The sequence below is a fragment of the Rugamonas violacea genome (genome assembly GCF_016461825.1).
Taxonomy (GTDB): domain Bacteria; phylum Pseudomonadota; class Gammaproteobacteria; order Burkholderiales; family Burkholderiaceae_D; genus Rugamonas.
On the sequence record NZ_JAEMNU010000083.1, the window covers coordinates 1 to 24,807 of the forward strand.

The window sequence follows — 24,807 nt, forward strand, 5'->3', positions numbered from 1 at the left end:
GGTGGCGCCGGCGCCGACCACGTCGACGTGGTCGACCACCAGGCCGTTGTCGATCAGGTAGTCGCGCACCGCCTGGGCGCGGCGACGCGACAGGTCCAGGTTGTAGGCGTCGCTGCCGATCTGGTCGGTGTAGCCGGTCACCGTCAGCGAATCGTAGTGTTGGCCACGGGCGCTCGCCAGCAGGCTCTTCAGCTGCAGGATGCCGGAGATCTGCAGGTTGGCCTGGTCGAAGCCGAACAGCGTGTCGGCGCTCAGGTTGGTGACGATGGGCGCCTGGCAGTAGCCGCCGTCGCCGGGCGGCGTCGGCGGCGGGCTCTCGCCGCAACTGCCCTGCGGACAATCCGGCGGCGGCTGCGACGTCACCGGCGGGTCGCCCGGGTCGGTCGGGCTGCCGCCGTTGCCGGCGCCGGGCGAGGAGGTCGGCGTGGCCGGCTCGATGGCGTCGGACTGCATCTGCAGCGTGACGTGGCTGACCACCGGCACCAGGCCCTTGCTGATAAGGTTGGTCATGCGCGGGTCCTCGCCGGTGTCCTGCCACTGCAAGTAGGCCTTGTAGATGCGCCCGACGATGGGCACCGCCGGGCTGATGCCGTGGATGATGCGCAGCTTGATCAAATTGGCGTCCTGGATGGTCTCGCCCGACGTGGCGCCGACCTGCTGCGACTTGAAGGCCAGGCCACGGTTGGAGATGACGCGCTTGCTGCCGGTCTTCAACGTCGCCTGCAGGGCCGGATCGTTGAAGTCGGCGAAGGCCTCCTTGGTCGGATTGAGCATGTCGACATAGGCGTTTTCGTCCACCGACTTGCGCGCGTTGGCCAGCGACTCGGCCAGCTCGGCGGCGTTGCTGCCGCCGCCGAACAGCGGCACCAGGCCGGCGGCGTAGGCCTGCTTGATGCTGTCGATGCTGGCGTTGCCGACGCTGCCGGCGCGCGCCGCCAGCATGGTGGCGTGGTTGAGCTGGTTCTTGGCGAAGAACAGCTGGCTGTACTGGGTCACGCCCAGGCCCATCATGGTGAGCAGCGGGCCGACCACCACCAGCTCGATCAGCGCCGCGCCGCGCTGGCGCCGGCCCGGCTGGCGCGGCGGCGGCGCGGCCGGGGCGAACCACAGCGGATGGCGCAGCCGGTCGCCCGGCGCCAGCTGCCAGCGGGCGATGCTGCCGGCGGCCAGCTCCAGCGTGTGGGCGGCGCGGCGGTGGCGCCGGCCGGCGGCGTCGCGGCCGGCGCGGCTGTCGCTGGCGCGCCAGGGCCGCAGATCGGCGACGCACTTGAGCACCACGCCGTGGCGGTCGAGGTACAGCAGATCGATGGCGCAGCGCATGAAGGCGGTGTGCACGCCGGGGCAGTCGGCCAGCAGCAGGCCGGCGTCGGGCGCCAGCGGCGGGCGCAGCATCAGGCCGCGCAGGCGCGCGCCGAAGGTGGCGGCGCGGCGCACGTCGAGGTGGTGGACGCCGCTGCGGCTGAGCAGGCTGGCGCCGTCTGGTGTGCGCGGCGGCGCGGCGGTTGGCTGGAACATGGTGGACTCGGTCATGGCGGCGGGGTTCAGGTGCCCGGATGTAGGAACTTCATGGCGATCGGGAAGGCCAGCACGATGAAGGTGCAGGGGAAGATGAAGGCGATCAGCGGGAACAGCATCTTCACCGGCGCCTCCATGGCCAGCTTTTCGGCACGCAGGAAGCGCTCGGCGCGGCGCTGCTCGGCCTGGGCGCGCAGCACCGGCCCCAGGTTCATGCCCATGCGTTCGGCCTGGATCACGGCGGTGATGAACTGCGTCACGTTGCTCTCGTTGAGGCGCTCGGCCATCGCCCGCATCGACTCGGCGCGCGCCTTGCCGGCGCGGATGTCGCGCAGCACGCGCTGGATCTCGGTGCGCAGCACGCCGCGCGGCCCCTTGGCCACCGCCTGGTGCAGCGCGCCCTGCAGGTTCAGGCCGGCCTCGACGCACAGGGTGATGATGTCGAGGTAGAACGGCAGCGTCTTGAACAACTCGCTGCGGCGTTCCCGCATCAGGTCGCGCAGCCAAAACGAGGGATAGAAGAAGCCGAGCAGCGCGCCGCCGCCGGCAATCTCCAGGTAGAGCGCCAGCGGCAGGCCGGCCTCGCCGTCGCGGGCGTGCTCGAAGCTGCCCACGCCCCACCAGCACAACGCCGCCACCAGCGCGGCGCCGACCAGGCGGGCGCCGACCAACTGCGGCGGGGTGACCGTGTAGTCCAGCCCGGCCTGGCGCAGGCGCGCCAGTATCCTGGCCTGGTGGTCGGCCGACAGCAGCGGCGCGACGAAGTGGCTGACCCACTGGATCGGCCACCAGGCCAGGCGGAAGCCCAGCGGCGGCGGGTCCTTGTAGGCGCGGTCCTCGCGCGGCACGCCGGCCAGCGCGGCGCTGAGCAGCCAGACGCACAGCGCGACCGACAGGCCGCAGGCCAGCGCCAGCAGCGCGATGACGCCGTTGCCGTGTTCGATTAACAGTTCTTGCATGGGTTTCTCCTCGGGTGTTGGCTCGGTGTGGGATGGCGGCGCGGCGGTTCAGACATCGATGGCGATGATCTTGCGGATCACGTAGACGCCCATCGCCTCAAGCACCACCAGCACGGCCAGCGTGGCCCAGCCGGTGCGGCTGTGCCACAGCAGATCCATCGCGGCCGGCTCCATCTTGCCCAGCACCAGCGCCAGCGCCACCGGTAGCAGGCCGACCACCCAGGCTTGCAGCTTGCCCTGCGCGGTCAGCGCGCGGATCTTGCCCTCCATCTGCAAGCGGCTGCGGATGGTGCCGGCGGTGCGTTCGAGCGTCTCGGCCAGGCCGCCGCCGGTTTCGGCGGCGATGCGCATGGCCGACACCACCAGCACCGTGGTCTGGGTCGGCACCCGGTGCGCCAGGTTGTTCAGGCTCTGTTCGAGGGTGACGCCGATGCGCTGTTCGCGCAGCATCAGCGAAAACTCCTGGCCCAGCGGCGCCGGCGCCTCGACCAGCAACTGGGCCAGCGCCGTGCCGAAGCCGGCGCCGGCGCGCATGGCGCCGGCCAGCATCATCAGCGCGTCGGGCAGTTGGTGCTCGAACTGGCGCATGCGCCGGCGCCGCATGGCGCCGTACAACAGGCGCGGCGCGCTGGCCAGCGTGACGAAGCCGGCCAGCGCCAGCAGCAGGCTGCCGCTGGCCAGCCAGGCCAGCACGGCGCCCAGCGCCATCGCCGCCAGGTTCAGCACGAACAGCTGGCGCGGGTCGATGAACAGGAAGAACTCGCGCACCTGGAACTGGGCCCGCTCGGTGAAGTTGGCGCGGTAACGCCGCAGCGTGGCGCCGCCCACCTCGATGAGGAACCAGGCCAGCAGCGCGGCCGCCAGCGCGATCACCACGCTGATCAACAGCACCGTCGCGTTGCCGCTCACAGGGCCCGCCTGTCCGCGCCGCGGGTGCGCCAGTCGCGCCGTTCGAGCGTCTCGCCGGGCGTCGGCGCCGGCTTGAAGATGTCCATGTCGAGCCGGCCGCCGACGGCGCGCAGCTCCTCGTAGAAGGCCGGCACCATGTCGCAGCCGCTGAAGTAACCCTGCACGCGGCGCAAGCCGTTCTGGTCGGCCGGGCCGTAGCCCTGGCTGACGAAGCGGAAGATCTCCTGGATCTGGATCTTGCCGCTCTCCATGCCGGTCAGCTCGGTGATGCTGGTCACCTTGCGCGAGCCGCAGGCAAAACGGCTCTGCTGCACCACCAGGTCGACCGCCGAGGCGATCTGCTCGCGGATCGCCGTCAGCGGCAGGTCCATGCCGGCCATCAGCACCATCGTCTCCAGCCGCGCCAGGCCGTCGCGCGGCGTGTTGGCGTGCAGCGTGGTCAGCGAGCCCTCGTGGCCGGTGTTCATCGCCTGCAGCATGTCGAGCGCCTCGGCGCCACGGCACTCGCCGACGACGATGCGGTCGGGCCGCATGCGCAGCGTGTTCTTGACCAGGTCGCGGATTTGCACGCCGCCCTTGCCCTCGACGTTGGGCGGGCGCGACTCCAGGCTGATCAGGTGCTCGTGGTGCAGCTTGAGTTCGGCCGCGTCCTCCACCGTGATGATGCGTTCGCTGTCGGGGATGAAGTTCGACAGGATGTTGAGCAGCGTCGTCTTGCCCGAGCCGGTGCCGCCGGAGACGATGATGTTCTTGCGCGCCTCGACGCAGATCTGCAGGAAGGCCGCCATGTCCGGGCTGAGCGCGCCGAAGTCGACCAGGTCGGCGGCGCTCAGCCGGCGGCTGGCGAACTTGCGGATGGTCAGCGCCGGCCCTTTCAGCGCCAGCGGCGCGATGATGGCGTTGACGCGCGAGCCGTCCTTGAGCCGCGCGTCGACCATCGGCGAGGACTCGTCGATGCGCCGGCCCAGCGGCGCGACGATGCGCTCGATCACGCCGAGCACGGCGCGGTCGCCGGTGAAGGTCATGGCGTGGCGCTCCAGGCGGCCGTCGCGCTCGACGTAGATCTCGTCGTAGCGGTTGACCATGATCTCGCTGACGCTGTCGTCGGCCAGCAGCTCCTCCAGCGGCCCCAGGCCGACCGCCTCGTCGAGCACCTGGCGGCACAGCACCTCGCGGTCCAACTCGCGCGGCAGGTCGGCCTCCATCTCCAGCAGGATCTCGCGGATCACCCGGCTGGTCTCGCCGCGCAACTGGGCGTCGCTCATGCTGGAGACGTCGTGGCGGCGCAGGTCCATGGTGTCGAGCAGCTTGGCGTGCACCCGCTTGCGCCATTCGAACTCCAGCTCCTTGCGCCGCGGGTCGACGCTGAGCACGACGGCGAAGCCCGGCGCCGGCGCCGCCTCGGCGCCCGCCGGCGCGCTCCGGCGCGCCTGCTGCGCCGTTTGGCGGGCCTGTTCGGCCAGCACCCGCGAGGCCTGGATCTGCTCGGTGGCCATGCGGTTGCGCTGCGGCGCCGAGGCCGAGCGCGACTGCGGCGCCGCCGCCTGCACCAGCTCCGGCTCGGGGAAGCTGTTGAGCACGCGCAGCTTGAACGGGCCGATGCTCACCACGTCGCTGGCCGCCAGCGGCCCCTGCTGCGATTCGACCCGGGCGCCGTTGACGAACAGGCCGCCGTAGGAACCCATGTCCTGCACCAGCACGCCGCCCGGCGTGCGGTACAGGCGGGCGTGCTCCTTGCTCACGCGCCAGCTGTCGAGCCTGACCTCGTTCTGCGCGCCCTTGCCCAACATGGACTCGTCGGGCGCCTCGACGATGCGGGTGGCGCCGTCGGCGGCGATGATTTCGATTTCCAGCATGGCGACTCCTATTGACGGTCCGGCGCGGCCGGCGTGGTGGCGGTGGCGGCGGCGGGCGCGCTCGGCGCGAACACCTTGCCGGCGTCGCTGCCGGGCTGCAGCGGCTCGCTCAGGTAGGGCGAGCGGCCCATCTTCTCGCCCAGCCGCTGGCCGGCGCGCTCGACGCGCTCGACCAGCCCGGGCGAGCGCGGATCGACCACGGTCGGCGTGACGAAGACCACCAACTCGGTCTCCTTGTTCTGGAAACGCTTGGAGCGGAACAGTGCGCCCAGCACCGGCAGGTCGCCCAGCAGCGGCACCTTGTCGATGTCGTTGCTGCTGCTGCGCTGGAGCAGGCCGGACAACACGATGGTCTCGCCCGTGCGCACGTTGAACTCGGTCTTGGTGCGCCGCGTCAGCAGCGCCGGCCCGGCCACCGAAGGCACCGAGGTGTCCAAGGAGCTGACCTCGGAGTCGATCTCGGCGCGGATCACGCCGTTGCGCCCGACCCTGGGCTCGATCTCCAGCTTGATGCCGTAAGACTTGAAGACGATGGTCACGCCATTCAGGTTGGTCACCGAATAGGGGAACTCGCCGCCGGCCAGGAAGCTGGCCTTGTAGCCGCTGCGGGTCGACAACTGCGGCTCGGCCAGGATGCTGGCGCTGCCGTTCTGTTCGAGCGCGTTGAGCTGGGCGTTCAGGCCCATGTTGACGGCGCTGAGAATGGTCAGGTTGCTCGGCAGCCCGACGCCATTGCCCTTGGTGGTGTCGATCGGCCCGATCGGCGGCAAGCGGCCGGCCGGCGCGGTGATGGCGATCTGCCGCCCGCCCATGTCGACGCCGTTGACGTCGCCGCGCCCGCCCGGCATCCAGATCGCGCCGATGGCGCCGCCGCCGGTCGGGTTCCATTTCAGGCCCAGCTCGCGCAGCTCGTTCTTGGGGAACTCGACCACCTTGACGTCCATCAGCACCGTCTGCTCCCAGCCGATCGGGCTGGTGAAGTTGACGATCTGCGGATAGCGCTTGGCCAGCTCGGCGATTTTTTCGCGGTCGCCGTCGGACAACTCGTCGCCCTCGACGATCACCTTGTCGCCGACCACCGTGGCGGTGGTCTTGGGGATGTGCTGCAAAAAGCTGGCCACCTCGCGCGTGATGCGGCTGCGTTCGCCGGGCACGATGTTGACCTTGATGCGCTGGTAGCGGCCGTCCTCGTGCCAGACGAACAGCGAGGACACGCCGATGCCGTTGGCGAAGACGATCACCTCCTTGTCGTCGAGCGCGCTGGCGTTCAGGATCTGGCCGTTGCCGACGGCGATGCGGGCCACGCCCGGCGTGGGGAAGACGCGCGACTCGCCGACATACATCTCGATCTCCGGCACCGGCGTCAGGTCGCCCTGCTCGCCGATCGGCGTGTAGGGTTCGACCGTCTTGAGCGCGGCGCGCTTGGACTTGCCCTTCGCCGACTCGGTGATCGGGTTGCGCAATTCGAGCGCCGGCGTGCCGGCGCCCTTGCCGGCCGCCCCGGCCGCCGCCGGCGCGGCCGGGTTGCCGACGCCGCCTGGGACGGCGCCGGCGTTGAAGCTGGCGATGCTGTTGACGCCGGCGTTGGCGGCCGGCGCGGCGCTGCCCGGCGCGCGTGCCGGCGCCACTGCGGCGGCGGGCGTCACGGCGCCCGCCGTCGGCGCGGCGGCGGTGGCGGCGCTGGCGCTGGTGGCGGCGCTGGCGAACGGCGCGCCGGCCAGCAGCAGGCACCAGGCGAGCGGCAAAGCGGCGCCGTTGCCGCCACAAGGGCGGCTGGTTTTCGTGGTTTGATTCATGATGGTGAGGATTCTTTTCCGCTGCTGCTCGGCGCGCGCTTAGCGCATGCCGATGGTTGGGATGGCGGCGCGCGGCGCCGCTTCTTCTGCTTCGTCGGCCGGCGCCGGGGCGGCCGGCGCGGCGCCCTTGGCGCGGCTGGCGGCGCGCCGCAGGTAGACCGCCTCGGGCGGCATCTTGCCGTTGCCGTAGATGACAGGCACCATCGACGGCCCCGCCGCCACGGCGTCGCCGCGGCCGCCGCGGCCGCCGCCCGGGCCGGCCTTCAGGCTGCCCTTCATGCCGAGCAGCGCGGCCAGGTCGACGGTCTCGTTGCCGATCGGCTGGTCGTCCTGCGGATTGCGCAGCAGCGCCGTCAGCTTGCCCACCTCGCGCCCCATGATCAGGCTCTGCGCCTGCGCCGGCGTGGTGTCGACGGTGACGGTGGAGTACTGGCGGCGGTCGCCCGACTGGGCGTCGTCGGCGGCGCGCTGGCCGGTGGCCATCACCGGCACCCGCTGCAGCAGCGGGAAGGTGAGCTTCTTGCCGGCCTGCTCGACGGTGACGATCAGGTCGATCAAATCGCCCGGTTCGAGCATGCCGGAGATCGAGTTGATCTCGTCGACCGGCACCGTCATGGCGCGGCGCCCGCTCTCCACCCGCGACGAGAACGCCGGCGCCTTCGGACTCTCCACCAGGCCCCACAGGATCATCTCGCCGGCCTTGACCGGGAAGGCCAGCGCCTGGCCGTCGATGCGCGGAAAGTCGTCCGGCAGCACGGCCACCGAGTGCGCGAACTCGGCCGGCACGTTGCGCACCGCGACGTTGTGGTTGTCCAGCTTGACGCCGCGCGCGATGTCGACCTTGGCCACCACCACCTGCACGCTCTTGCCCTTGCCGCGCGCCTCGATCACCGCCACCTGGTTGCTCAGGTAGCTGCGCGCGGCGAAGGCGGCCAAGCCGCCGATGGCCAGCGCGATGCCGAGCACGAGCCAGGTTTTACCGGGACGGAAATGGCGCAGTCGTTTGATACGGTCTAGGTTCATGATTAGCTCGGCAGTGAAAGGGCGTAACTGATGTTCTGATAGGCGCGGTGGAAGCACTCCAGCACGATTTGCACGGTGCTGCGGGCGCTGTCGGGACTGGCGGCGTCGCCGCCGATCGGCACGAACAGGGCGAAGGCCAGCATGGCGCCGACCACGATGTACTCCAGGGTGGCGTGGCCGGATTGGCGGCGGGTCATTTGTATGGCTCCATGGTGGCGATAGTGTTGATGGTGTTGAGAACGACGTTGACGTGGTTGTCGCCGCCGCGGCTGATGACGGCCATGGCCTCCTTGCCCGGACCGCTGAAAAACAGGGTGCTGCCGGCGGCGGCGCCGGCCGGCAGCGCTTGCGTGCCGAGCGCGCCGGCGCGCGCCTCGCGCTCCAGCGCCATGCCCTCCTCGCGCAGCATGGCCACCAGGCGGGCGCGGTTGACCTCCTCGCTGTAGCCGTTCGACAGCACGACGTGGCGCGCGCTGCGCGCGCCGTCGACCGAGTCGAGCGCGCTGACGATGCGCGTCCCCGACGGGAAGCGGGCCAGCAGCCGCTCGTGGGCGGCCTGGTTGGCGCCGCGCCGCGCGGCGGCGGTGCGCAGGTCGGCCACCGCCACCACGCCGCGCGTGCGCTGGCCGTCGGCGCCGAGTTGCACGGTGATGTAGTGGCCGCCGCGCGCGCCGCCCAGCACCAGCTTGCCGCCGACCTGGTTCTCCACCAGCGGCCGGCCCAACTGGCGGCGGAACCAGGCGGCGACGCCGGCCGGCGAGGCCTCGGCGACAAAGCCCTGCAGGCGCAGCGGCACGCCGCCGGCCAGCATTTGCGGCCCCATGCTGATCGGCTGGGCGCCGGGCGGCAGCGCCACCACCGGCCACTCGGCGGCGGCGGCGCCGCCGACGGCCAGCGCCAGCAGGATCGCGAGCAGGCGGCGGCTCATTGGAGACGGTCCCCGGGCACCACGTCCTCCCAGAAGGTCAACTCGCCGATTTGCGGCAGCTTGCTTTTCGGGCAGGTCCCCGGCAGGCAGGCCGGCATCTCGACCAGGTTCACCGCCACCGCCAGCGGCGCCTTGAACGGGCGCAGCATATGCCCGGGGAACAGCAGCTTATCGTCGATGCGGCCGCTCACCTGGGCCGGGCCGGCGGCGGTCCAGCTGTCGACCAGCACGCTGGTGTGGCGCGTGACGCTCAGGTTGATGGCGGAGAATTGCTGGTAGGTGCTGGCGTAGCTGCCGCCCAGGTCGGACAGGTTGGCCAGCAGCACGCTGACGTTGGCGGTGTAGACGCCGGGCGCCTCCAGTTGCAGGCGCTTCGGCACGTCGAGCAGGCCGAAGGTGGTGAAGGGCTGCTTGTCGGCGGCGGCGCTGAAGGCGGCGGCATGGTCGGCGCCCTGCACGCTGCCGAAGCTGACCGTGACGTCGCTGAAACGGCGGATCAAGGCGCCGCCCTGCGGATCGCGCCAGAACAGGTTCTGGTTGGCCATGAAGTCGCCGGCCGTGTCGCCGCTCTTGATGGGCGCGTCGGAGTTGCTGTAGAAGCGGCGCCGCACCTCGTCCTCCAGCCGCGCCGGCGCCTTGAAGCTGCTCATGCCGCCGTTGTTGTTGATCGCCTCGAAGGCGACGTAGCGGCTGGCCATTTCGGTGGCGTGGGCGATGTCCTGGTACTTGCCCAGCACCGGCATCAGCAGGAACAGCGGCACCAGGGCCAGCGCCACGACGACGAACTCGGCCAGCGCCTGGCCGCGCTGGACGGCGAGGCGCCTCATTTGGCGGCCCCTTTGGCGCTGATGCTGAAACCGTCGCCGTTGTAGGGGGTGAACACGGCGCTGTTGACTTCGCTGTCGAGCTTGGCCTCGACGGCGCTCATCTTGCGGCCCATCTGGCTGTCGGTCTCCAGCAGCAGGCCGGCCCAGCCGGCGTTGCCGGCGGCGCGCGCCGGGGCGAAGGCGCCGCCGTCGGCGAAGCACAGCGTGGCTTCGAACGCGCTCTGCCGCCATATCTCGCAGCGCACTCCGGCGACATTCTTGAACTGGCCGGTGCGCACGCCGCCCAGCCCGGCGGCGGCGCCGGACAAGGCCGCCGCCGCGCCGCGCGGCTCGCCGGCGGCGTCGGCGTGGCCGCCGGCGTCGCAGACCCCGCGCGCCGTCTTGCGCAACAGGTCGATCTGGCAACTGCCCTTGCTCGACACCAGCACGGCGCGCGACACCGGCCGCGCCAGCAGCGCGCAGTCGTCCGGCCGCACGGCGTGGGCCACGCTGTTGAAATAGGTGATGCTGCGGTTGGCCGCCATGTAGTGGTCCTCGCGCAGCGCCAACACGTGCTCGGGCCACTGCGTCGGCGGATGCAGCGAAGCGCCGGCGCCCGGGTGGCTGGCGACGCATTGCTGCACCAGTTGGCGCAGGCCTGCCAGCGCGGCCGCCTCGCCGCCGGGGCTGTTCTGCTGGCCGTCCAGCCGGGCCCGATGCACCGCCACCGGCACGCCGCCGCGCTGGTAGATCTGGTGCGGCATCGGCGCCTTGCGCATCGCCTCCTCCGCCTCGCTGGCGGCCTGCGCCAGCGGCGCCACGGCGCCGGCCCACAGTGCCAGCATCGGCAACATCGGCAACATCGGCAACTTCGCCAGGCGGCCGGCCGGCAACGCGCCCGGCCATCGGCGCGCGGCGCCGTCGCTCAGGTTCGGCGCGCCCTTGGCGGCGGCGCGCCAGATTGTTGGGTTCATGGTGGGATCTTTCATGGCGGACTGTTTTGCAGCGCGACGGCGGCGGCCAGCACGGCCGGCGGAGTGGCGATCAGGTGGGCCTGCCAGTAGGGGTTGAACAGACTGGGCAGCTCCTTGCCCTGCGGGTTGGGGGCCATGCGCTCGAAGTACACCTCGGAGCTGGAGACGGCGGCCATCACGCCCTTCGCCTCGGCGCCCTGGAAGACCTCCATGCGGCCGCTCGGCTTGACCTGCGAGGTGCCGGTCGAGGTGGCGGCGTCGGTGTTGGCGCGGGTCAGGCGGATGGCGAATTTCAGGCGCGGATCGCGCTTGTTGACGTCGGTGTTGTCCGGCGTATAGCCCAGCGCGACGCTCGACAGGTCGAAGAAATTCGGCACGCCGCTGTAGCCCCAGTCCTTGGCCGAGCGGTAGCCGTCGCCCAGGCTCATGCTGTTGCCACGGCACTTGAGGAGCCAGCCCCGCATGCGTTCGGTGCGGAAGTAGGCGCTGTCGCTGGCGGTCCAATCGTCGAAGCCCTGCAGCGCGGTGCTGCCGCTGCGGTTGGCGATGCCGCGCACCAGGCCGGGAATGCACGGCCACGGCGAGCGCGAATCCCAGTTGCGGCCGGCGACGAAGCCGTCCTTGTAGGCGGCCCGCGTCTCGGCATCCTTGAAGCGGGTGCGATCGTTGCCGTTGTAGGGGGCGATAAAAGGCTTGCCATCGAACAGACTGTAATTGTCGAGCAGCGGCACGGTGTCGACCTTCACCGGGCCGATGCCGGCGTAGTTGGCGTCGGCCACCTGGCGCAGCAGTTGCTGGCGCGCCGGCAGGAAGCTGGCATACATGGTCAGTTGCGAAGTCTGCAGGGCGGCCTTGGCCAGCTCGGACACCGCCATCGCGACCGGGGCGACGCCGTCGACCACCTGTTGCAGGCCTTCCAGCCCGGCGGGAACGGTGGGCACGGAAAGGAAGGCGCACAGCAATTCGTACTTGCTCATCACCAGCACGAGCGGCACCGAATAATAGGTCAGGCAGTTCAGCGGCGTCACGCTTTCCGAGTGCTCGACGGCGTACTCGAGCCAGGACGACACGCTGACCATCTGTGCCGCCAACACCTCGTTGGCCATCAAGGCGCGGTTGGTGTAGGCGTCGAAATTGAGCGCGCGGGCGTGCATCACGGCGGCGCTGTAGGCCACCGCGTCGGCGGTGTTGACCAGCTTGGTCTTCTCCGCCGTCAGCTGGCCGGTGTTAAACATGAAAAACAAGGCCACCAGGCCGGCGATCAGCACGAACAAGCCATACACCAGCGCCTGCCCGGTTTGACGGGCGCGGCGCGGTATCGAGCGGTGCGGAGTGCGGGACGAAAACATGGCGGCCTTGGCTGCTCGGCTTACTGCTTGCCGGTGGTGGCCTGGTCGCCGAAGGTCGACAAGGTGTTCTTGTTGTTGTCCTTGGCCGCCGCCACCGCCGCCGTGGCCGCCGTGCCCGACTGGGTGATGGCGGCGGTGCCGTTGGTGCCGGAAACCTCTTTGGCGATGCCGGCCATTTGGTTGCGGATGGTGGCGCCGAACAACTGGGTGACGGCGATGGCCGCCACGGCGATGAGCGCGACGATGATGATGTACTCGGTCATGCCCTGGCCGGTCTGCTTGCGTTTCAATGCGCGGATGTTCATGTGTTCCCCTTGGAGTGAAAATTGATAGAAATATCTGCATGGAAAAACAATATCCAAGTAGCAATACTCGTTCCAAAAAAGAACGTGGAAAAACCTGCCAAACGGAATTGCAGCGAAGCGTACAGACGCGCCCGCTTGAAAGAAGGGCACATCTTATGGATGAGAAGGGGCGCACATATGCGCGAATTGTCACAATGAAAATATTCACCTTAATTCAATGTTTTTTGATGTTTATTTGCTACTCTTCAATCGTGTGGCTATCAAGATTGACTATCCTCAAGGTCTGGCGGCCGTCTGGAATGTATAAAAACCCCGCTCGGCGGAGCCGGCAGGTTTCTGTGCGGATACATACCGCCGTCAGTTCTTGCTAGTCGCCCTCCCCCATCCTTGCTCAGCCACGGCAGCGATCAGTTGCATGCCCGATGCCACCCCGCCACAAAATAAATCGCCCACTTGTGTAACCTTTGCCGAGTTGAGCGGTATAACGCTCAGATCAACCGGAAAGCAGCGTGGATATACGAGCCCTTTTAGAACGCATCAACAATGGAGACCGGCAAGCGTTCGCGCAGGTCGTGGCGCATTACCAGCGCCCGTTGTTCGGCTTTTTGGGGCGCATGGCATTGAGTTCCGCGCATGCCGAAGAAATCGCCCAGGAGACCTTTCTGCGCGCCTGGCGCAAGCTGGCTGATTTTGATCCGAGCCTGGCCGCGTTTTCCACCTGGCTGTTCACCATCGCGCGCAACCTGGCCCTGCACGAGCTGGAGCGGGCGGCGCACCGGCGCGAGAACGCCGTGCTGGACGATGTCGCCGAGCCGGCATGCGAGCGCCCGCAACCGGAGGCGCAACTGGCCGGCAAGCAGCAGCGACAGCGTCTGCAAGCGGCCTTGCACCGGCTCTCGCTGCAGGAACGCAGCGCCTTGGCCCTGGCCTACATCGAGGAAATGGACCTTGCGGTGGTGGCGCGCATCGAAGCATGCAGCGTCGGCGCGCTCAAGACCCGCCTGCATCGCGCCAAGGAAAAACTCAAGCAACTATTGGAGGAAAACGATGGATAAGGATCTCGATGCGCTGTTGAGCACGCCGTTGCTGGATGTGCCGGACAACTTCACACAAGGCGTCATGCGGCGTGTCCAGTTTCTGCCGCTGCCGCAGCGCCACTCCGGCTGGCTGGAAAAACTGCAGGGCCTGGTCCTGGTTGTGGGCGGCATTCTGGGCGCCACGCAGCTGGCGGCGTTCTTGTTTGGAATGTGGTCGGCTTCGGCTGCCGGTTAAAGAGGAAAGACCATGAACCACCTTGAAATCACAGCGCGCAAACCGTGGCGCGCCGCCTTGATGTCACTGGTTTTGCCAGGCTTTGGGCAGCTCTATAACGGCCAGGCGGAAAAGGCAATTTGGCTGTTTCTCGGTTTCGCCATCGTCAGCATACCGATGATCGCGCTGGCCGCGCTGTATCTGCCGGCGCCATTGATGGCGCCGACCTTGGCACTCAGCCTGCTGCTGGCGATCGGGCTGTGGCTGGGCGGGATGGCCGATGCATGGCGCACCGCTCGCCGCTTCGACAACCATGTCCTGAAGCCGTGGCAGACCGGCGCGGCCTATTTTCTGACCCTCATCCTGTGCGATTTTGTCGGGCTGCCGTTGCTCACCATGTATATGCGTGAGCATCAAGTCGAGCCCTACCGTGTGCCGTCGACCAGCATGGAACCGAGCGTGAAGCAAGGCGACTACTTTTTCGCCGACAAGCGCTACAACTGCGCCGGCTGCAAATCGCCAGTCGCGCGCGGCGATATCGCCCTGTTCGTCTATCCGAACGACCGCACGCAGATTTACATCAAGCGCATCGTCGGCCTGCCCGGCGACCGGATTCAGATTGGCGACAGGATGGTGGCGGTCAACGGCAAGCCGCTGACCACAGCGGCGGCGCCGATCGACGCCAACGGCACCAGCGCGGAACAGGCCGGTGCAAGGCGCTGGCGGGTGCAATGGGCCGCTGCGTCCGAGGCGGCGCCCGCCGCCGATTTCACCGTGCCGGCCGGTCAGGTTTTTGTGTTGGGCGACAACCGCGGCAACAGTCTCGATTCCCGTTCATTTGGCACGGTGCCATTGGCCGACGTGGTCGGTAAGGCGCGGCAGGTCTGGTTCTCGACCGGAGCCGATGGCCTGCGGGTTGAACGGATTGGGAAAGTGCTCGAATGACTGCGCTGTCGAAACGCGCCATGGGCATGAAATACATCAAACGTGCGGCATCAACGGTGGCATGCCTGGTGTTTGCCTACGTCGCCGCGCTGGCGTTTCCGCGACCGTTATTCTCACATCACATGGTCTACCAGAACTATGAAATTTGGTCGGACCAAGCCATTCCGCCCGAAATTTCCAGCGTGCTCGACGATACGACACGGCGCTTGCGTACCTCGGAGCTATACAAGCCGGACTGGACGATCAGGGTCTTCTTCTGCAATGCAAACTGGCGCATGTGGCTGTATGGCGGCCACTTTACCAGCAAAATCGGCGGCGGCGCCGACACCATCTTGACCCGCAACGTCTACCTGCGCTCCTCCGATATCGCCGCCAATCGTCTCAACGCGCCCGATGGCGGGCCGCTGAATGATGCCGCGGTGCGGCCGCTGTCTTACTTCATCGCGCATGAAGCAGCGCACATTATCGAATCGCGCGAATTTGGCCGGCTGATGTACTTTCGCCATCCGATATGGCTGACCGAGGGTTATGCCGATTACGTTGGCAAAGGTGGCAATTTCGACTTCGCGGAAAATCGACGCTTGCTGATGAGCGACGACCAGCTTCTCGATATTCGTCGAAGTGGCTTATATCGGCGCTTCCAACTCGAAGTAAGCTATCTCATCAACAATGGCTTGAGCGTGCAACAGATCTTCGCCCGCCCGCCGAACGAGGATGATTTGCTCAAGGCCCTAAAAAAGAACCCACACACGGAGTAAATTGGGCACTTGAAAATGCCGACTTCGTGGGCACGACCACCATCGGCGTAAAAAAACCCGCGCGGCTCGCACCGGCGGGTGGTTTTGCCGACGTGGCCTGACGGCCACGACACGGCAACACAGCGACCAGCTTACTTTTTCTTCGGCGCATCCGCTGCCGCAGCCTTGTCGGCGGCGGCGCCCTTGACCGGCACCGAGGCGGTGGCGGCGCCAGGCGTCGCGGCCGGCATGGCGGCAGCCGCCTTGGCCGGTTTCTCAGCCTTCTCGGCCTTCTCAGCTTTGGCGGCCTTGGCCGGTTTCTCGGCGGCAGGCTTGGCGGCGGCGCCATCCTTCGCCTTGCCGTTCACCTGCAAGCCGGCTTCCGACAACTTGACGGCGCTCTTCTCGCCGATGCCCTTGACGCGTTTCTCCAGATCGGCCCAGTCCTTGAACTCGCCGCCCTTGCTGCGCTCCTCGATGATGGCCTTGGACTTGGCCGGACCGATGCCCTTGATGCTGTCCAGCGCGGCCGCGTCGGCCTTGTTGACGTCGACCTGAGCAAACGCAAAGCCCATCGTTGCGATCAGTGTGGCAACTACCAGCAGTAGTTTCTTGAACATGTCTGTATCTCCGTGGTGGGTGGAAAAAGCAAGGGCGAAGGCCGCGCCTTGAGCCACTTTAACGGCCGACGCTGTGATCGGTTGACCGACAAACATGATAGCGATTGGATTCAGATCAAATCGCGGGCCGGCAGCGCGCCGCCGCGGCCTGGAACCGCAACGACGCCACAAGCCATCTGAACGGCTTATTGGCCGAACAGCTCCTCGCGCGTGACGGTGGCCGTGCCCAGCTTGCCGACCACGATGCCGCCGGCGCGGTTGGCCGTCTTGACCGCCTCGTTCCAGCTACGCCCGGCGCCCAGCATGGCGGCCATGGTGGCGATCACCGTGTCGCCGGCGCCGGAGACGTCGAACACTTCGCGCGCGGCGGCCGGCATGTTGATGTTCTCGTTCTCGGTGTACAGGGTCATGCCCTCCTCCGAACGGGTCAGCAACAGCGCGTCGAGCCGCAGCTCGCGGCGCATCTGCTGCGCCTTGGCGGTCAGCTGTTCCTCGCTGTTCCAGTGGCCGACGATGCGGCGCATCTCCGACTTGTTCGGTGTCAGCACGGTGGCGCCGGCGTAGCGGCCGAAGTCGTCGCCCTTCGGGTCGACCATCACCACCTTGCCGGCGGCGCGCGCCGAGGCGATCATGTCGGCCACGTTGACCAGGCTGCCCTTGGCATAGTCCGACAGCACGATCACGTCGTAGTCCGGCAGCAGCGCCTTGAACTGCATCAGCTTGTCGCGCAACACGGTGTCGGTCGGCGCCTCTTCGAAGTCGATGCGCAGCATCTGCTGCTGGCGGCCGATGACCCTCAGCTTGATGATGGTGGAGATCGCCTCGTCGCGCTTCAGGTAGCTGTGGATGCCGCCGGCGGCGAGCAGCTGCTCGACCTCGCTGCCGGCTTCGTCGTTGCCGACCACGCCGAGCAGGCCGGCGTGGGCACCCAGCGCGGCGGCGTTGCGCGCCACGTTGGCGGCGCCGCCCAGGCGCGCTTCACGCTTCTCGATGCGCACGATCGGCACCGGCGCCTCGGGCGAGATGCGGGCCACCTCGCCGAACCAGTAGCGGTCCAGCATGACGTCGCCGACCACCAGGATGCGCACCTGGTCCAGCGCCGGCGCGACGAATTGAGTCAGGGTATTGGGCATGGCGTCCTCTCAGCTGCGGGTCAGCACGGAACGGCCGATACCGTGGTACTCGAAACCCGCCTCGGCCATCACCTGCGGCTCGAACAGGTTGCGGCCGTCGAAGATGACGGCATTGTTCAGCGTCGCCTTGATGCGGTCGAAGTCCGGGCTGCGGAAGGCCTTCCACTCGGTGACGATGACCAGCGCGTCGGCGCCGGTCAGGGTGTCCATCGGGCTGCTGGCGAAGCGGATGCGGGCCAGTTGTTCGGCGTTGAAATCGAGCGCCAGCACGCGCTTGGCCTCGGCCATGGCGACCGGGTCGTACACGGCGACACTGGCGCCGCCGTCGAGCAGCTGCTTGAGCAGCACGCGGGCCGGCGCCTCGCGCATGTCGTCGGTGTTCGGCTTGAAGGCCAGACCCCAGACGGCGAAGTGCTTGCCGCTCAAATCGTCGCCGAAGCGCTTGGCCACCTTCTGGCCCAGCACCAGCTTCTGCTTGTCGTTGACCGCCTCGACGGCGCGCAGGATCAGCAGGTCCTGGTCGTACTGGCGCGCGGTGCGTTCGAGCGCCTGCACGTCTTTCGGGAAGCAGGAGCCGCCGTAGCCGGCGCCGGCGTAGAGGAAGCTGTGGCCGATGCGCGGGTCGGAGCCGATGCCGTGGCGGACCGCCTCGATGTCGGCGCCGACCTGGTCGGCCAGGTTGGCCAGCTCGTTCATGAAGGAGATGCGGGTGGCCAGCATGGCGTTGGCGGCGTACTTGGTGAACTCGGCCGAGCGCACGTCCATCCAGAAGGTGCGCTCGTGGTTGCGGTTGAAGGGCATGTACAGCTTCTTCATCAGGCCATGGGCGCGCGAGCCCTCGGCGCTGCTGTCGCAGCCGATGACGATGCGGTCGGGCCGCATGAAGTCCTCGACCGCCGCGCCTTCCTTGAGGAACTCGGGATTCGACACGACGGAGAACTTGGCGCCCTCGGCGCGGGCGTCGAGCTGGGCCTGCACGGCGGCCTTGACGCGGTCGGCCGTGCCGACCGGCACGGTGGACTTGTCGACGATAACCTTGAACTCGGTCATGTGTTGGCCGATGCTCTTGGCGGCGGCCAGCACGTATTGCAGGTCGGCCGAGCCGTCCTCGTCGGGCGGCGTGCCGACGGCGATGAACTGCAGGGTGCCGTGCGCCACCGAGGCGGCGATGTCGGTGGAGAACTGCAGGCGGCCGGCGGCGCGGTTGCGCGCGACGACTTCCTCCAGGCCCGGCTCGTGGATCGGGATGCCGCCGGCGTTGAGCATGGCGATTTTCTTCGCGTCGACGTCGAGGCAGAAGACGTCGTTGCCCAGCTCGGCCAGGCAGGCGCCGGTCACCAGGCCTACATAGCCGGTGCCAATAATGGTGATTTTCATAGAGGTTCCGCCTTCACTTAAAGTTGACTGCAGACCGACGTCGTTCCGCATCGGCGGACCGCCGCGCACGCGGGAACCCATACAGAACATGGCTTCCCGCCGACGTCAGCATGGGCGCTAACGTGGCGCAGTACAGGCATGCCCCGTCACATCCGGCCGGCGGGGCATGGCTTCCCGCCTGCGCGGCGGTCCGCCGATGCGGAACGACGGCTACGGTCCGCTTAATTCATTACATTCAATTCTTCGGTGCGCCGTGGCGGGTAGGTCTCCCAGCGGCTGCAACCGGGGCACTGCCAATAGAACTGGCGCGCCTTGAAGCCGCAGTGGCTGCACTGGTAACGCGCCAACTTCTGCGTGTAACCGTGCACCAGGTTCTTCACCATCGACAGCTCGGACACCAACGCCGCCGGCGCGTCCATCAGACGCGCCTCGAGCAGCTTGTCGAGGCCGAGCAGGGTCGGCGTGCGGCGCAGCTCGGCGCTGACCAACTGTTTGGCCGCCTCGACGCCGTCCAGCTCCAGCACGGCCTTGAAGACCACCTCGATCAGGTCGATCGACGAGGCCTGCTCCAGATACGATTTGAGCAGGTTGACGCCCTCCTGCGGCCGGCCGACCTTGCGGTAGCCGTCCATCAGGCGCTGCGCCACCAGGGCCACGTGCGGCACGCTCTGTTGCTCGACGCGGCGCCAGCTCAACAGCGCGCCCTCGACGTCGCCCTGGGCCAGCTGGGCGTCGCCCACCAGCATCGTCGCGCGCACGTTGGTGCGGTCGATCTGCAGCGACTTCTCCAGCAGCGGCAAGGCGTCCTCGGGATGCAGGTGGACTAGCGCGTCCTGCGCCAGCTCGCAATAAAACTGCGCCACTTCCTTCTGCCGCGAGCCGGCGCCGGCCTCCTGCAGGCCCAGCGCCGCCTCGATGGCGCGCGGCCATTCCTTCTCGCGCTGGAAGATCTCCAGCAGCGCGCGGCGCGCCTGCACCGCGTACTGGCTGCCGGTCAGGCGGTTGAAGGTCTCCTCGGCGCGGTCGAGCAGGCCGGCCTTCAGGTAATCCATGCCCAGCTCGTACTCGGCGTGCTCCTTCTGCTCCTGCGGCAGGTCGGGGCGCGACAACAGGTTCTGGTGGACGCGGATGGCGCGCTCGGTCTCGCCGCGGCGGCGGAACAGGTTGCCCAGCGCGAAGTGCATATCGGCCGTCTCCGGGTCCAGCTTGACGATCTCGATGAAGGCGTCGATGGCCTTGTCGGGCTGCTCGTTGAGGAGGAAGTTCAAGCCCTTGAAATAGCCGCGCGGCAGGGTGCGCGACTCGGCGACCAGTTGGCGGATGTCGACCCGCGCAGCGATCCAGCCCAGTCCGAAAAAGACCGGGATACCCAATAACCACCAGAGTTCAAATTCCATGCTGTGTTTGTTGTTGTTGTTGGCTTGCGGGCGGCATTACTGCTGCGTGTTGACGCTGTCCGGCTGCGGCGGGGTGCTGCCCTGCTGCGCCGACGATTGCAGCGTGTGGATGGTGGATTTTTGTTTGTTCGCTTCGCGCCGGTGGCGGAACACGGTGGGCGTCAGCGCCAGCACGCCGAGGGCGGCGCCGGCCGCGAAGAAGCCCAGCAGCAGCAGCACCAGGGGGCCGCGTAGTTCATAGTTGAGGAAAAAGCGCAGATCGACTTCCTGCGTGTTTTTCAATGCAAAACCAAAAAACAAAACGAAGAGAACACATCCAACGATAGTGGAAAGAAATTTCATCTGCTTGGTTCCTGTTCTGTCTGTATTTCAGTGTGCGCCAGTGTCGCACAAGAAAGCAAATACTTCAAAAAATTCCCGACGGGAACAAAAAAAAGCGGCATCCAGGGACGCCGCTTTTTTACATCCATCGGTGGTAGACGCTTCAGTCCTCGATGATCGGTTGCCCGACCATCGCGTCGACCCGCTCGCGCAATTGCTTGCCCGGCTTGAAGTGCGGCACCCGTTTTTCCGGCACCATCACCTTGTCGCCCGACTTCGGATTGCGTCCGATGCGTGGCGGCCGGCTATTCAGAGCAAAGCTGCCAAAACCGCGGATCTCGATGCGCTGACCGGTCGCCAGGGCGTTGGTCATCGCGTCGAGAATCGTCTTGACGGCGTACTCCGCATCCTTGGCCACCAGCTGAGAATAGCGCTCAGCCAGGCGGTTGATCAACTCGGACTTGGTCATCTACGCAGTACCGATATTAGTTCTTGTTGTCGAACTTGGCTTTCAACAGCGCGCCCAGGCTGGTGGTGCCCGAAGCTGCGTTGTTGTCGGTGGCGGCCATTTTCTGCATCGCTTCCTGGGTCTCGACGTTGTCTTTCGCTTTGATCGACAGCTGGATGCTGCGAGCTTTGCGGTCGATGTTGATGACCAGGGCTTCGACGGAGTCGCCGACTTTCAGGTGCGTGCCGGCATCTTCCACGCGGTCGCGGGAGATTTCGGAAGCGCGCAGGTAGCCTTCGACTTCTTCGGACAGTTGGATGACCGCGCCTTTTGGCTCGACCGACTTGACGATACCCGTGACCAGGGCGCCTTTGTCGTTCATCGCTGCGAAGTTGTTGAACGGGTCGCCTTCGAGCTGTTTAACGCCCAGGGAAACGCGCTCACGCTCGACGTCGATGGCCAGAACGATGGCTTCCAGTTCGTCACCTTTCTTGAAGCGACGCACGGCTTCTTCGCCGGTTTCGGTCCACGACAGGTCGGACAGGTGAACCAGGCCGTCGATGTTGCCGGCCAGGCCGATGAAGACGCCGAAGTCGGTGATCGATTTGATCGCGCCGCGGACTTTATCGCCCTTCTTGTGGGTGACGCCGAAGTCGTCCCATGGGTTCGCTTTGCACTGTTTCATGCCCAGCGAGATACGGCGACGCTCTTCGTCGATCTCCAGAACCATCACTTCTACTTCGTCGCCCAGTTGGACAACTTTGTTCGGAGCGACGTTTTTGTTGGTCCAATCCATTTCGGAAACGTGGACCAGACCTTCGATACCCTGCTCGACTTCAACGAAGGCGCCGTAGTCGGTCAGGTTGGTGACTTTGCCGAACAGACGGGTGCTTTGTGGGTAACGACGGGACAGACCGGTCCAAGGATCGTCGCCCAGTTGTTTCACGCCCAGCGAAACACGGTTTTTCTCTTGATCGTATTTCAGGACTTTGGCGGTGATTTCTTGGCCGACGGTCAGCACTTCCGACGGGTGACGCACACGACGCCATGCCAGATCGGTGATGTGCAGCAGGCCATCGATGCCGCCCAGGTCGACGAAGGCGCCGTAGTCGGTGATGTTTTTGACGACGCCGGTCACGACCGTGCCTTCTTTCAGCGTTTCCATCAGTTTCTGACGCTCTTCGCCCATCGAAGCTTCGATGACGGCGCGACGCGACAGAACCACGTTGTTACGCTTGCGGTCCAGTTTGATGACCTTGAATTCGAGGGTCTTGCCTTCGAACGGGGTGGTGTCCTTGACTGGACGGGTGTCGACCAGCGAACCCGGCAGGAAGGCGCGGATGCCGTTGGTCAGAACGGTCAGGCCGCCCTTGACTTTGCCATTGACGGTACCGACGACGATCTCGCCCGATTCCATGGCTTTTTCCAGTGCCAGCCACGAAGCCAGACGCTTGGCTTTGTCGCGCGACAGGATGGTATCGCCGAAACCGTTTTCGAGCGATTCGATGGCCACGGAAACGAAATCGCCAACTTTGACTTCCAGTTCGCCGTGGTCATTCTTGAATTCTTCAACAGGGATGAAAGCTTCCGATTTCAGACCAGCGTTAACGATCACGAAGTTGTGATCGAGACGCACGACTTCAGCGGAGATAACTTCGCCGGAGCGCATATCTTGACGGGACAACGACTCTTCGAAGAGCGCTGCAAAACTTTCCATACCGGTGGTAGCTGTAGACATAGGGGTTCACACATGGTTAGCCAGCAGAGTTCGCACAACGCGACTTAAACTGGGTTAGGGTTTTGACACACCCGTGACGAGCACAGGCCCGTCTTGGGCACCGCAAATGGTACTGATACGTACCATTTTTACTGCTTTTTTGCTGATTTACTGCGTTTTTACTGCTGTTTTTTACCGCATTCACTGCTGAATTCTTTGCCGCGCAGCCTACGATTTCATCGCCGCCGCATACCATTTGAGCACCTCGTCGACGGCTTCGTCGGCGCTCATATGCGAGGTATCGAGCACATGGGCGCCTTCTGCCGGAACCAGCGGGGCTATCGCCCGGTGCGTATCGCGATCGTCGCGCGCCTGCAAATCCATCAGAAGGTCTTCCATATTAGCAGGAATCCCCTTGTCAATCAATTGCTTATATCGACGTTCGGCGCGCGCCGCAACGCTGGCCGTCAAAAACACCTTCAACGGGGCGTGCGGAAAGATCACCGTGCCCATGTCGCGGCCGTCGGCGACCAGGCCGGGCGCCTTGCGAAAACCCAGTTGCAGGCCGATCAGGGCGTGGCGCACGGCCGGCAGGACGGCGATCTTCGAGGCGGTGTTGCCGACCAGCTCGGCGCGGATGGCTTCGCTGACGTTCTCGTGCGACAGGATGACGTCGCCGCCGGTGAAGCTGCACGGCAGGTGCTCGGCCAACTTGGCCAGCGCGTGCTCGTCGGCCAGGTCGGTGCCGCGGCGCAGCGCCGACAGCGCGGTCAGGCGGTACAGCGCGCCGGAGTCCAGGTAATGGAAGCCGAGCTTATCGGCGACGCGGTGCGCGACGGTGCCCTTGCCGGATGCGGTGGGGCCGTCGATGGCGATGACTGGGATAGAGTGGGTCGACATATCAAAATTTCAGTGTTAATGGAAGACAATAGCACGGCGGCGCGGCCGGCGGTCCGGCGGGCAAACCCAAGGGCGTGAACCTGGGGACGGACCCGCCGGGTCCGTCCCCGGCATCTGCCGCTGGGTCAAGCCTTTGCCCCCGGGTCCGCCCTTTGCCGCCGGGTCTGGCTTAGATCAGCCGGTCGTGGGCGATCGCGGCGAAGGCGGCGAAATAGTCCGGGAAAGTCTTGGCGACGCATTTCGGATCGTTGATGCGCATGGTGTTGCCGCGCCGCGCCGCGCCGTCCAGCGAGGCCAGCGAGAAGCACATCGCCATGCGGTGGTCGTCGTAGGTGTCGATGGTGGCGGCGGCGATCAGCGCCGGCGGCGTCACGCGCAGGTAGTCGGCGCCCTCCTCCACCTCGGCGCCCAGCTTGCGCAGCTCGGTGGCCATGGCGGCGATGCGGTCGGTCTCCTTGACGCGCCAGCTGGCGATGTTGCGCAGGGTGCTGGTGCCGTCGGCGTACAACGCGGCGATGGCGATGGTCATGGCGGCGTCGGGGATGTGGTTGAAATCGGCGTCGATGGCTTTCAGCTTGCCGTTCGAGCTGGCCTCGATCCAGTTGTCGCCCATGGTGATGCTGGCGCCCATCAGCTCCAGCGCGGCGACGAAGCGCACATCGCCCTGGATGCTGTCGCGCCCCACGCCCTCGACCCGCACCGGACCGCCGGCGATGGCGCCGGCCGCCAGGAAGTAGGATGCCGACGAGGCGTCGCCCTCGACGTGGATGGTGCCCGGACTCTGGTACTGCTGGCCGGCCGGCACGGTGAACGACTGCCAGCCGTCCTGCTCGACCCGCACGCCGAAGCGGCGCATCAGGTTCAGCGTGATTTCGATGTAGGGCTTGGAGATCAGTTCGCCGACCACGTCGATCGAAACGGCGTGCTCGCGCGCCATCAGCGGCGCCACCATCAGCAGCGCGGTGAGGAACTGGCTCGACACGTTGCCGCGCACCGACAGGCGCTCGGCCTTGAATTGGCCGCTGCGGATGTGCAGCGGCGGAAAGCCCGGCTGGCCGGTGTAGCCGATGTTGGCGCCGACCTCGTTGAGGGCGTCGACCAGGTCGCCGATCGGCCGCTCGTGCATGCGCGCCACGCCGTGCAGCGTGTAGTCGCCGCCGATCACCGCCAGCGCCGCCGTCAGCGGACGGATCGCGGTGCCGGCGTTACCCATGAACAGGTCGGCCTTCTTGTTGGGGAACTCGCCGCCGCAGCCGCTGACATGGTGCACCTGGTGCAGCGTGTGCGGGTCCTGCTGCTCCTCCTGCTCCCACTGCACGCCGAGCGAGCGCAGCGCGCCCAGCATCACCAGCGTGTCGTCGGAGGCCAGCAGGTCGACGATCTTGGTCTTGCCCTTGGCCAGCGCGGCCAGCAGCAGGATGCGGTTGGAGATGCTCTTCGAGCCGGGCAGGCGCACCGTGCCCTGCACGTGCGTCACGGGAGGGAGATCGAGGTGATGCGGGTAGTGCTTCGGAGTGTGCTGCGTCATGCCGTATCTTCCT

General features: G+C 66.7%; 25 protein-coding genes. 4 read left to right on the forward strand and 21 right to left on the reverse strand.

The window, feature by feature from the left end; translation table 11 throughout:
- The 12 genes from H7U20_RS30795 to H7U20_RS16015 form a co-directional block, all read right to left on the reverse strand.
- Nucleotides 1-1,515 (reverse strand): DUF192 domain-containing protein (locus H7U20_RS30795; protein ID WP_199760146.1); only part of this gene is annotated, 1,515 nt, incomplete at its 3' end.
- Nucleotides 1,516-1,541: 26 nt separating this feature from the next.
- On the reverse strand, nucleotides 1,542-2,474 hold the full coding sequence (locus H7U20_RS15965; RefSeq protein ID WP_199760147.1) for a type II secretion system F family protein: 933 nt from the start codon (nucleotides 2,472-2,474) through the stop codon (nucleotides 1,542-1,544).
- A gap of 48 nt (nucleotides 2,475-2,522) precedes the next feature.
- Entirely contained in the window at nucleotides 2,523-3,383 is an 861-nt protein-coding gene (locus H7U20_RS15970; RefSeq protein WP_370593163.1) for a type II secretion system F family protein, read from the reverse strand.
- Nucleotides 3,380-5,239, reverse strand: coding sequence for an ATPase, T2SS/T4P/T4SS family (locus H7U20_RS15975; protein WP_199760148.1), 1,860 nt, complete (start codon nucleotides 5,237-5,239; stop codon nucleotides 3,380-3,382). Before H7U20_RS15975 ends, H7U20_RS15970 begins: the two co-directional genes overlap by 4 nt.
- 8 nt (nucleotides 5,240-5,247) lie before the next feature.
- On the reverse strand, nucleotides 5,248-7,035 hold the full coding sequence (locus tag H7U20_RS15980) for a type II and III secretion system protein family protein (RefSeq protein ID WP_233410801.1): 1,788 nt from the start codon (nucleotides 7,033-7,035) through the stop codon (nucleotides 5,248-5,250).
- 39 nt (nucleotides 7,036-7,074) lie between these two features.
- On the reverse strand, nucleotides 7,075-8,058 hold the full coding sequence (gene cpaB / locus H7U20_RS15985; RefSeq protein WP_199760149.1) for a Flp pilus assembly protein CpaB: 984 nt from the start codon (nucleotides 8,056-8,058) through the stop codon (nucleotides 7,075-7,077).
- Between the two features lie 2 nt (nucleotides 8,059-8,060).
- Nucleotides 8,061-8,255, reverse strand: a complete 195-nt coding sequence (locus H7U20_RS15990; protein WP_199760150.1) for a hypothetical protein — start codon at nucleotides 8,253-8,255, stop codon at nucleotides 8,061-8,063.
- Nucleotides 8,252-8,986, reverse strand: coding sequence for a hypothetical protein (locus H7U20_RS15995; protein ID WP_199760151.1), 735 nt, complete (start codon nucleotides 8,984-8,986; stop codon nucleotides 8,252-8,254). Before H7U20_RS15995 ends, H7U20_RS15990 begins: the two co-directional genes overlap by 4 nt.
- Nucleotides 8,983-9,813 (reverse strand): hypothetical protein, encoded by an 831-nt coding sequence (locus H7U20_RS16000; RefSeq protein WP_199760152.1) that lies wholly within the window; start codon nucleotides 9,811-9,813, stop codon nucleotides 8,983-8,985. The genes H7U20_RS15995 and H7U20_RS16000 overlap by 4 nt, the downstream gene beginning before the upstream one ends.
- A complete protein-coding gene (locus H7U20_RS16005; protein ID WP_199760153.1) occupies nucleotides 9,810-10,766 on the reverse strand; it encodes a hypothetical protein in 957 nt (318 codons plus the stop codon). Before H7U20_RS16005 ends, H7U20_RS16000 begins: the two co-directional genes overlap by 4 nt.
- 11 nt (nucleotides 10,767-10,777) lie before the next feature.
- The gene (locus tag H7U20_RS16010) at nucleotides 10,778-12,115 is read right to left on the reverse strand and encodes a pilus assembly protein TadG-related protein (RefSeq protein ID WP_199760154.1); all 1,338 of its coding nucleotides are present in this window, start codon (nucleotides 12,113-12,115) and stop codon (nucleotides 10,778-10,780) included.
- A 20-nt stretch (nucleotides 12,116-12,135) separates the two neighbouring features.
- A complete protein-coding gene (locus H7U20_RS16015; protein ID WP_199760155.1) occupies nucleotides 12,136-12,420 on the reverse strand; it encodes a pilus assembly protein in 285 nt (94 codons plus the stop codon).
- A 509-nt stretch (nucleotides 12,421-12,929) separates the two neighbouring features.
- Here H7U20_RS16015 and H7U20_RS16020 point away from each other — a divergent pair.
- Genes H7U20_RS16020 through H7U20_RS16035 form a run of 4 tightly spaced genes read left to right on the forward strand, consistent with a single transcriptional unit; the run spans nucleotide 12,930 to nucleotide 15,374 of the window.
- Nucleotides 12,930-13,475: an RNA polymerase sigma factor gene (locus tag H7U20_RS16020; protein WP_199760156.1), complete on the forward strand. Its 546-nt coding sequence runs from the start codon at nucleotides 12,930-12,932 to the stop codon at nucleotides 13,473-13,475.
- Nucleotides 13,468-13,692, forward strand: coding sequence for a hypothetical protein (locus H7U20_RS16025; RefSeq protein ID WP_199760157.1), 225 nt, complete (start codon nucleotides 13,468-13,470; stop codon nucleotides 13,690-13,692). The genes H7U20_RS16020 and H7U20_RS16025 overlap by 8 nt, the downstream gene beginning before the upstream one ends.
- 12 nt (nucleotides 13,693-13,704) lie before the next feature.
- On the forward strand, nucleotides 13,705-14,616 hold the full coding sequence (gene lepB / locus H7U20_RS16030; protein ID WP_199760158.1) for a signal peptidase I: 912 nt from the start codon (nucleotides 13,705-13,707) through the stop codon (nucleotides 14,614-14,616).
- Complete coding sequence (locus tag H7U20_RS16035) at nucleotides 14,613-15,374, forward strand: hypothetical protein (RefSeq protein WP_199760159.1); 762 nt, start codon at nucleotides 14,613-14,615, stop codon at nucleotides 15,372-15,374. The genes lepB and H7U20_RS16035 overlap by 4 nt, the downstream gene beginning before the upstream one ends.
- 131 nt (nucleotides 15,375-15,505) lie before the next feature.
- Here the strand turns inward: H7U20_RS16035 and H7U20_RS16040 are convergent, their stop codons facing one another.
- The 9 genes from H7U20_RS16040 to aroA all read right to left on the reverse strand — a co-directional run bounded on the left by H7U20_RS16040 (nucleotide 15,506) and on the right by aroA (nucleotide 24,794).
- Nucleotides 15,506-15,973, reverse strand: coding sequence for a ComEA family DNA-binding protein (locus tag H7U20_RS16040; protein ID WP_199760160.1), 468 nt, complete (start codon nucleotides 15,971-15,973; stop codon nucleotides 15,506-15,508).
- A 185-nt stretch (nucleotides 15,974-16,158) separates the two neighbouring features.
- The gene (gene rfaE1, locus H7U20_RS16045; protein ID WP_199760161.1) at nucleotides 16,159-17,106 is read right to left on the reverse strand and encodes a D-glycero-beta-D-manno-heptose-7-phosphate kinase; all 948 of its coding nucleotides are present in this window, start codon (nucleotides 17,104-17,106) and stop codon (nucleotides 16,159-16,161) included.
- A 9-nt stretch (nucleotides 17,107-17,115) separates the two neighbouring features.
- On the reverse strand, nucleotides 17,116-18,483 hold the full coding sequence (locus tag H7U20_RS16050; RefSeq protein WP_199760162.1) for a UDP-glucose dehydrogenase family protein: 1,368 nt from the start codon (nucleotides 18,481-18,483) through the stop codon (nucleotides 17,116-17,118).
- Nucleotides 18,484-18,704: 221 nt separating this feature from the next.
- Nucleotides 18,705-19,880 carry a lipopolysaccharide assembly protein LapB gene (lapB, locus tag H7U20_RS16055; protein WP_199760163.1) on the reverse strand — a complete coding sequence of 392 codons (1,176 nt, stop codon included), beginning with the start codon at nucleotides 19,878-19,880 and terminating at the stop codon, nucleotides 18,705-18,707.
- Nucleotides 19,881-19,916: 36 nt separating this feature from the next.
- Nucleotides 19,917-20,222 carry a LapA family protein gene (locus H7U20_RS16060; protein ID WP_199760164.1) on the reverse strand — a complete coding sequence of 102 codons (306 nt, stop codon included), beginning with the start codon at nucleotides 20,220-20,222 and terminating at the stop codon, nucleotides 19,917-19,919.
- Between the two features lie 142 nt (nucleotides 20,223-20,364).
- Nucleotides 20,365-20,670: an integration host factor subunit beta gene (locus tag H7U20_RS16065; RefSeq protein ID WP_008446215.1), complete on the reverse strand. Its 306-nt coding sequence runs from the start codon at nucleotides 20,668-20,670 to the stop codon at nucleotides 20,365-20,367.
- Nucleotides 20,671-20,686: 16 nt separating this feature from the next.
- Nucleotides 20,687-22,366 carry a 30S ribosomal protein S1 gene (gene rpsA / locus H7U20_RS16070; RefSeq protein ID WP_199760384.1) on the reverse strand — a complete coding sequence of 560 codons (1,680 nt, stop codon included), beginning with the start codon at nucleotides 22,364-22,366 and terminating at the stop codon, nucleotides 20,687-20,689.
- A gap of 228 nt (nucleotides 22,367-22,594) precedes the next feature.
- A complete protein-coding gene (cmk, locus tag H7U20_RS16075) occupies nucleotides 22,595-23,266 on the reverse strand; it encodes a (d)CMP kinase (protein WP_199760165.1) in 672 nt (223 codons plus the stop codon).
- Nucleotides 23,267-23,435: 169 nt separating this feature from the next.
- Complete coding sequence (gene aroA, locus H7U20_RS16080; RefSeq protein ID WP_199760166.1) at nucleotides 23,436-24,794, reverse strand: 3-phosphoshikimate 1-carboxyvinyltransferase; 1,359 nt, start codon at nucleotides 24,792-24,794, stop codon at nucleotides 23,436-23,438.
- Between the last annotated feature and the right edge of the window lie 13 nt (nucleotides 24,795-24,807).

What these genes read in the sequence shown, in the direction of transcription:
- H7U20_RS16015 (WP_199760155.1), bottom strand. Translation starts at nt 12,420, where the DNA reads ATGAACATCCGCGCATTGAAACGCAAGCAGACCGGCCAGGGCATGACC.
- rpsA (WP_199760384.1), bottom strand. Translation starts at nt 22,366, where the DNA reads ATGGAAAGTTTTGCAGCGCTCTTCGAAGAGTCGTTGTCCCGTCAAGAT.
- H7U20_RS16060 (WP_199760164.1), bottom strand. Translation starts at nt 20,222, where the DNA reads ATGAAATTTCTTTCCACTATCGTTGGATGTGTTCTCTTCGTTTTGTTT.
- H7U20_RS16065 (WP_008446215.1), bottom strand. Translation starts at nt 20,670, where the DNA reads ATGACCAAGTCCGAGTTGATCAACCGCCTGGCTGAGCGCTATTCTCAG.
- lapB (WP_199760163.1), bottom strand. Translation starts at nt 19,880, where the DNA reads ATGGAATTTGAACTCTGGTGGTTATTGGGTATCCCGGTCTTTTTCGGA.
- H7U20_RS15990 (WP_199760150.1), bottom strand. Translation starts at nt 8,255, where the DNA reads ATGACCCGCCGCCAATCCGGCCACGCCACCCTGGAGTACATCGTGGTC.
- aroA (WP_199760166.1), bottom strand. Translation starts at nt 24,794, where the DNA reads ATGACGCAGCACACTCCGAAGCACTACCCGCATCACCTCGATCTCCCT.
- H7U20_RS15975 (WP_199760148.1), bottom strand. Translation starts at nt 5,239, where the DNA reads ATGCTGGAAATCGAAATCATCGCCGCCGACGGCGCCACCCGCATCGTC.
- cmk (WP_199760165.1), bottom strand. Translation starts at nt 23,266, where the DNA reads ATGTCGACCCACTCTATCCCAGTCATCGCCATCGACGGCCCCACCGCA.
- H7U20_RS15965 (WP_199760147.1), bottom strand. Translation starts at nt 2,474, where the DNA reads ATGCAAGAACTGTTAATCGAACACGGCAACGGCGTCATCGCGCTGCTG.
- H7U20_RS16000 (WP_199760152.1), bottom strand. Translation starts at nt 9,813, where the DNA reads ATGAGGCGCCTCGCCGTCCAGCGCGGCCAGGCGCTGGCCGAGTTCGTC.
- H7U20_RS16010 (WP_199760154.1), bottom strand. Translation starts at nt 12,115, where the DNA reads ATGTTTTCGTCCCGCACTCCGCACCGCTCGATACCGCGCCGCGCCCGT.
- H7U20_RS15980 (WP_233410801.1), bottom strand. Translation starts at nt 7,035, where the DNA reads ATGAATCAAACCACGAAAACCAGCCGCCCTTGTGGCGGCAACGGCGCC.
- H7U20_RS16005 (WP_199760153.1), bottom strand. Translation starts at nt 10,766, where the DNA reads ATGAACCCAACAATCTGGCGCGCCGCCGCCAAGGGCGCGCCGAACCTG.
- rfaE1 (WP_199760161.1), bottom strand. Translation starts at nt 17,106, where the DNA reads ATGCCCAATACCCTGACTCAATTCGTCGCGCCGGCGCTGGACCAGGTG.
- H7U20_RS16025 (WP_199760157.1), top strand. Translation starts at nt 13,468, where the DNA reads ATGGATAAGGATCTCGATGCGCTGTTGAGCACGCCGTTGCTGGATGTG.
- H7U20_RS16040 (WP_199760160.1), bottom strand. Translation starts at nt 15,973, where the DNA reads ATGTTCAAGAAACTACTGCTGGTAGTTGCCACACTGATCGCAACGATG.
- H7U20_RS16035 (WP_199760159.1), top strand. Translation starts at nt 14,613, where the DNA reads ATGACTGCGCTGTCGAAACGCGCCATGGGCATGAAATACATCAAACGT.
- H7U20_RS15995 (WP_199760151.1), bottom strand. Translation starts at nt 8,986, where the DNA reads ATGAGCCGCCGCCTGCTCGCGATCCTGCTGGCGCTGGCCGTCGGCGGC.
- lepB (WP_199760158.1), top strand. Translation starts at nt 13,705, where the DNA reads ATGAACCACCTTGAAATCACAGCGCGCAAACCGTGGCGCGCCGCCTTG.
- cpaB (WP_199760149.1), bottom strand. Translation starts at nt 8,058, where the DNA reads ATGAACCTAGACCGTATCAAACGACTGCGCCATTTCCGTCCCGGTAAA.
- H7U20_RS16050 (WP_199760162.1), bottom strand. Translation starts at nt 18,483, where the DNA reads ATGAAAATCACCATTATTGGCACCGGCTATGTAGGCCTGGTGACCGGC.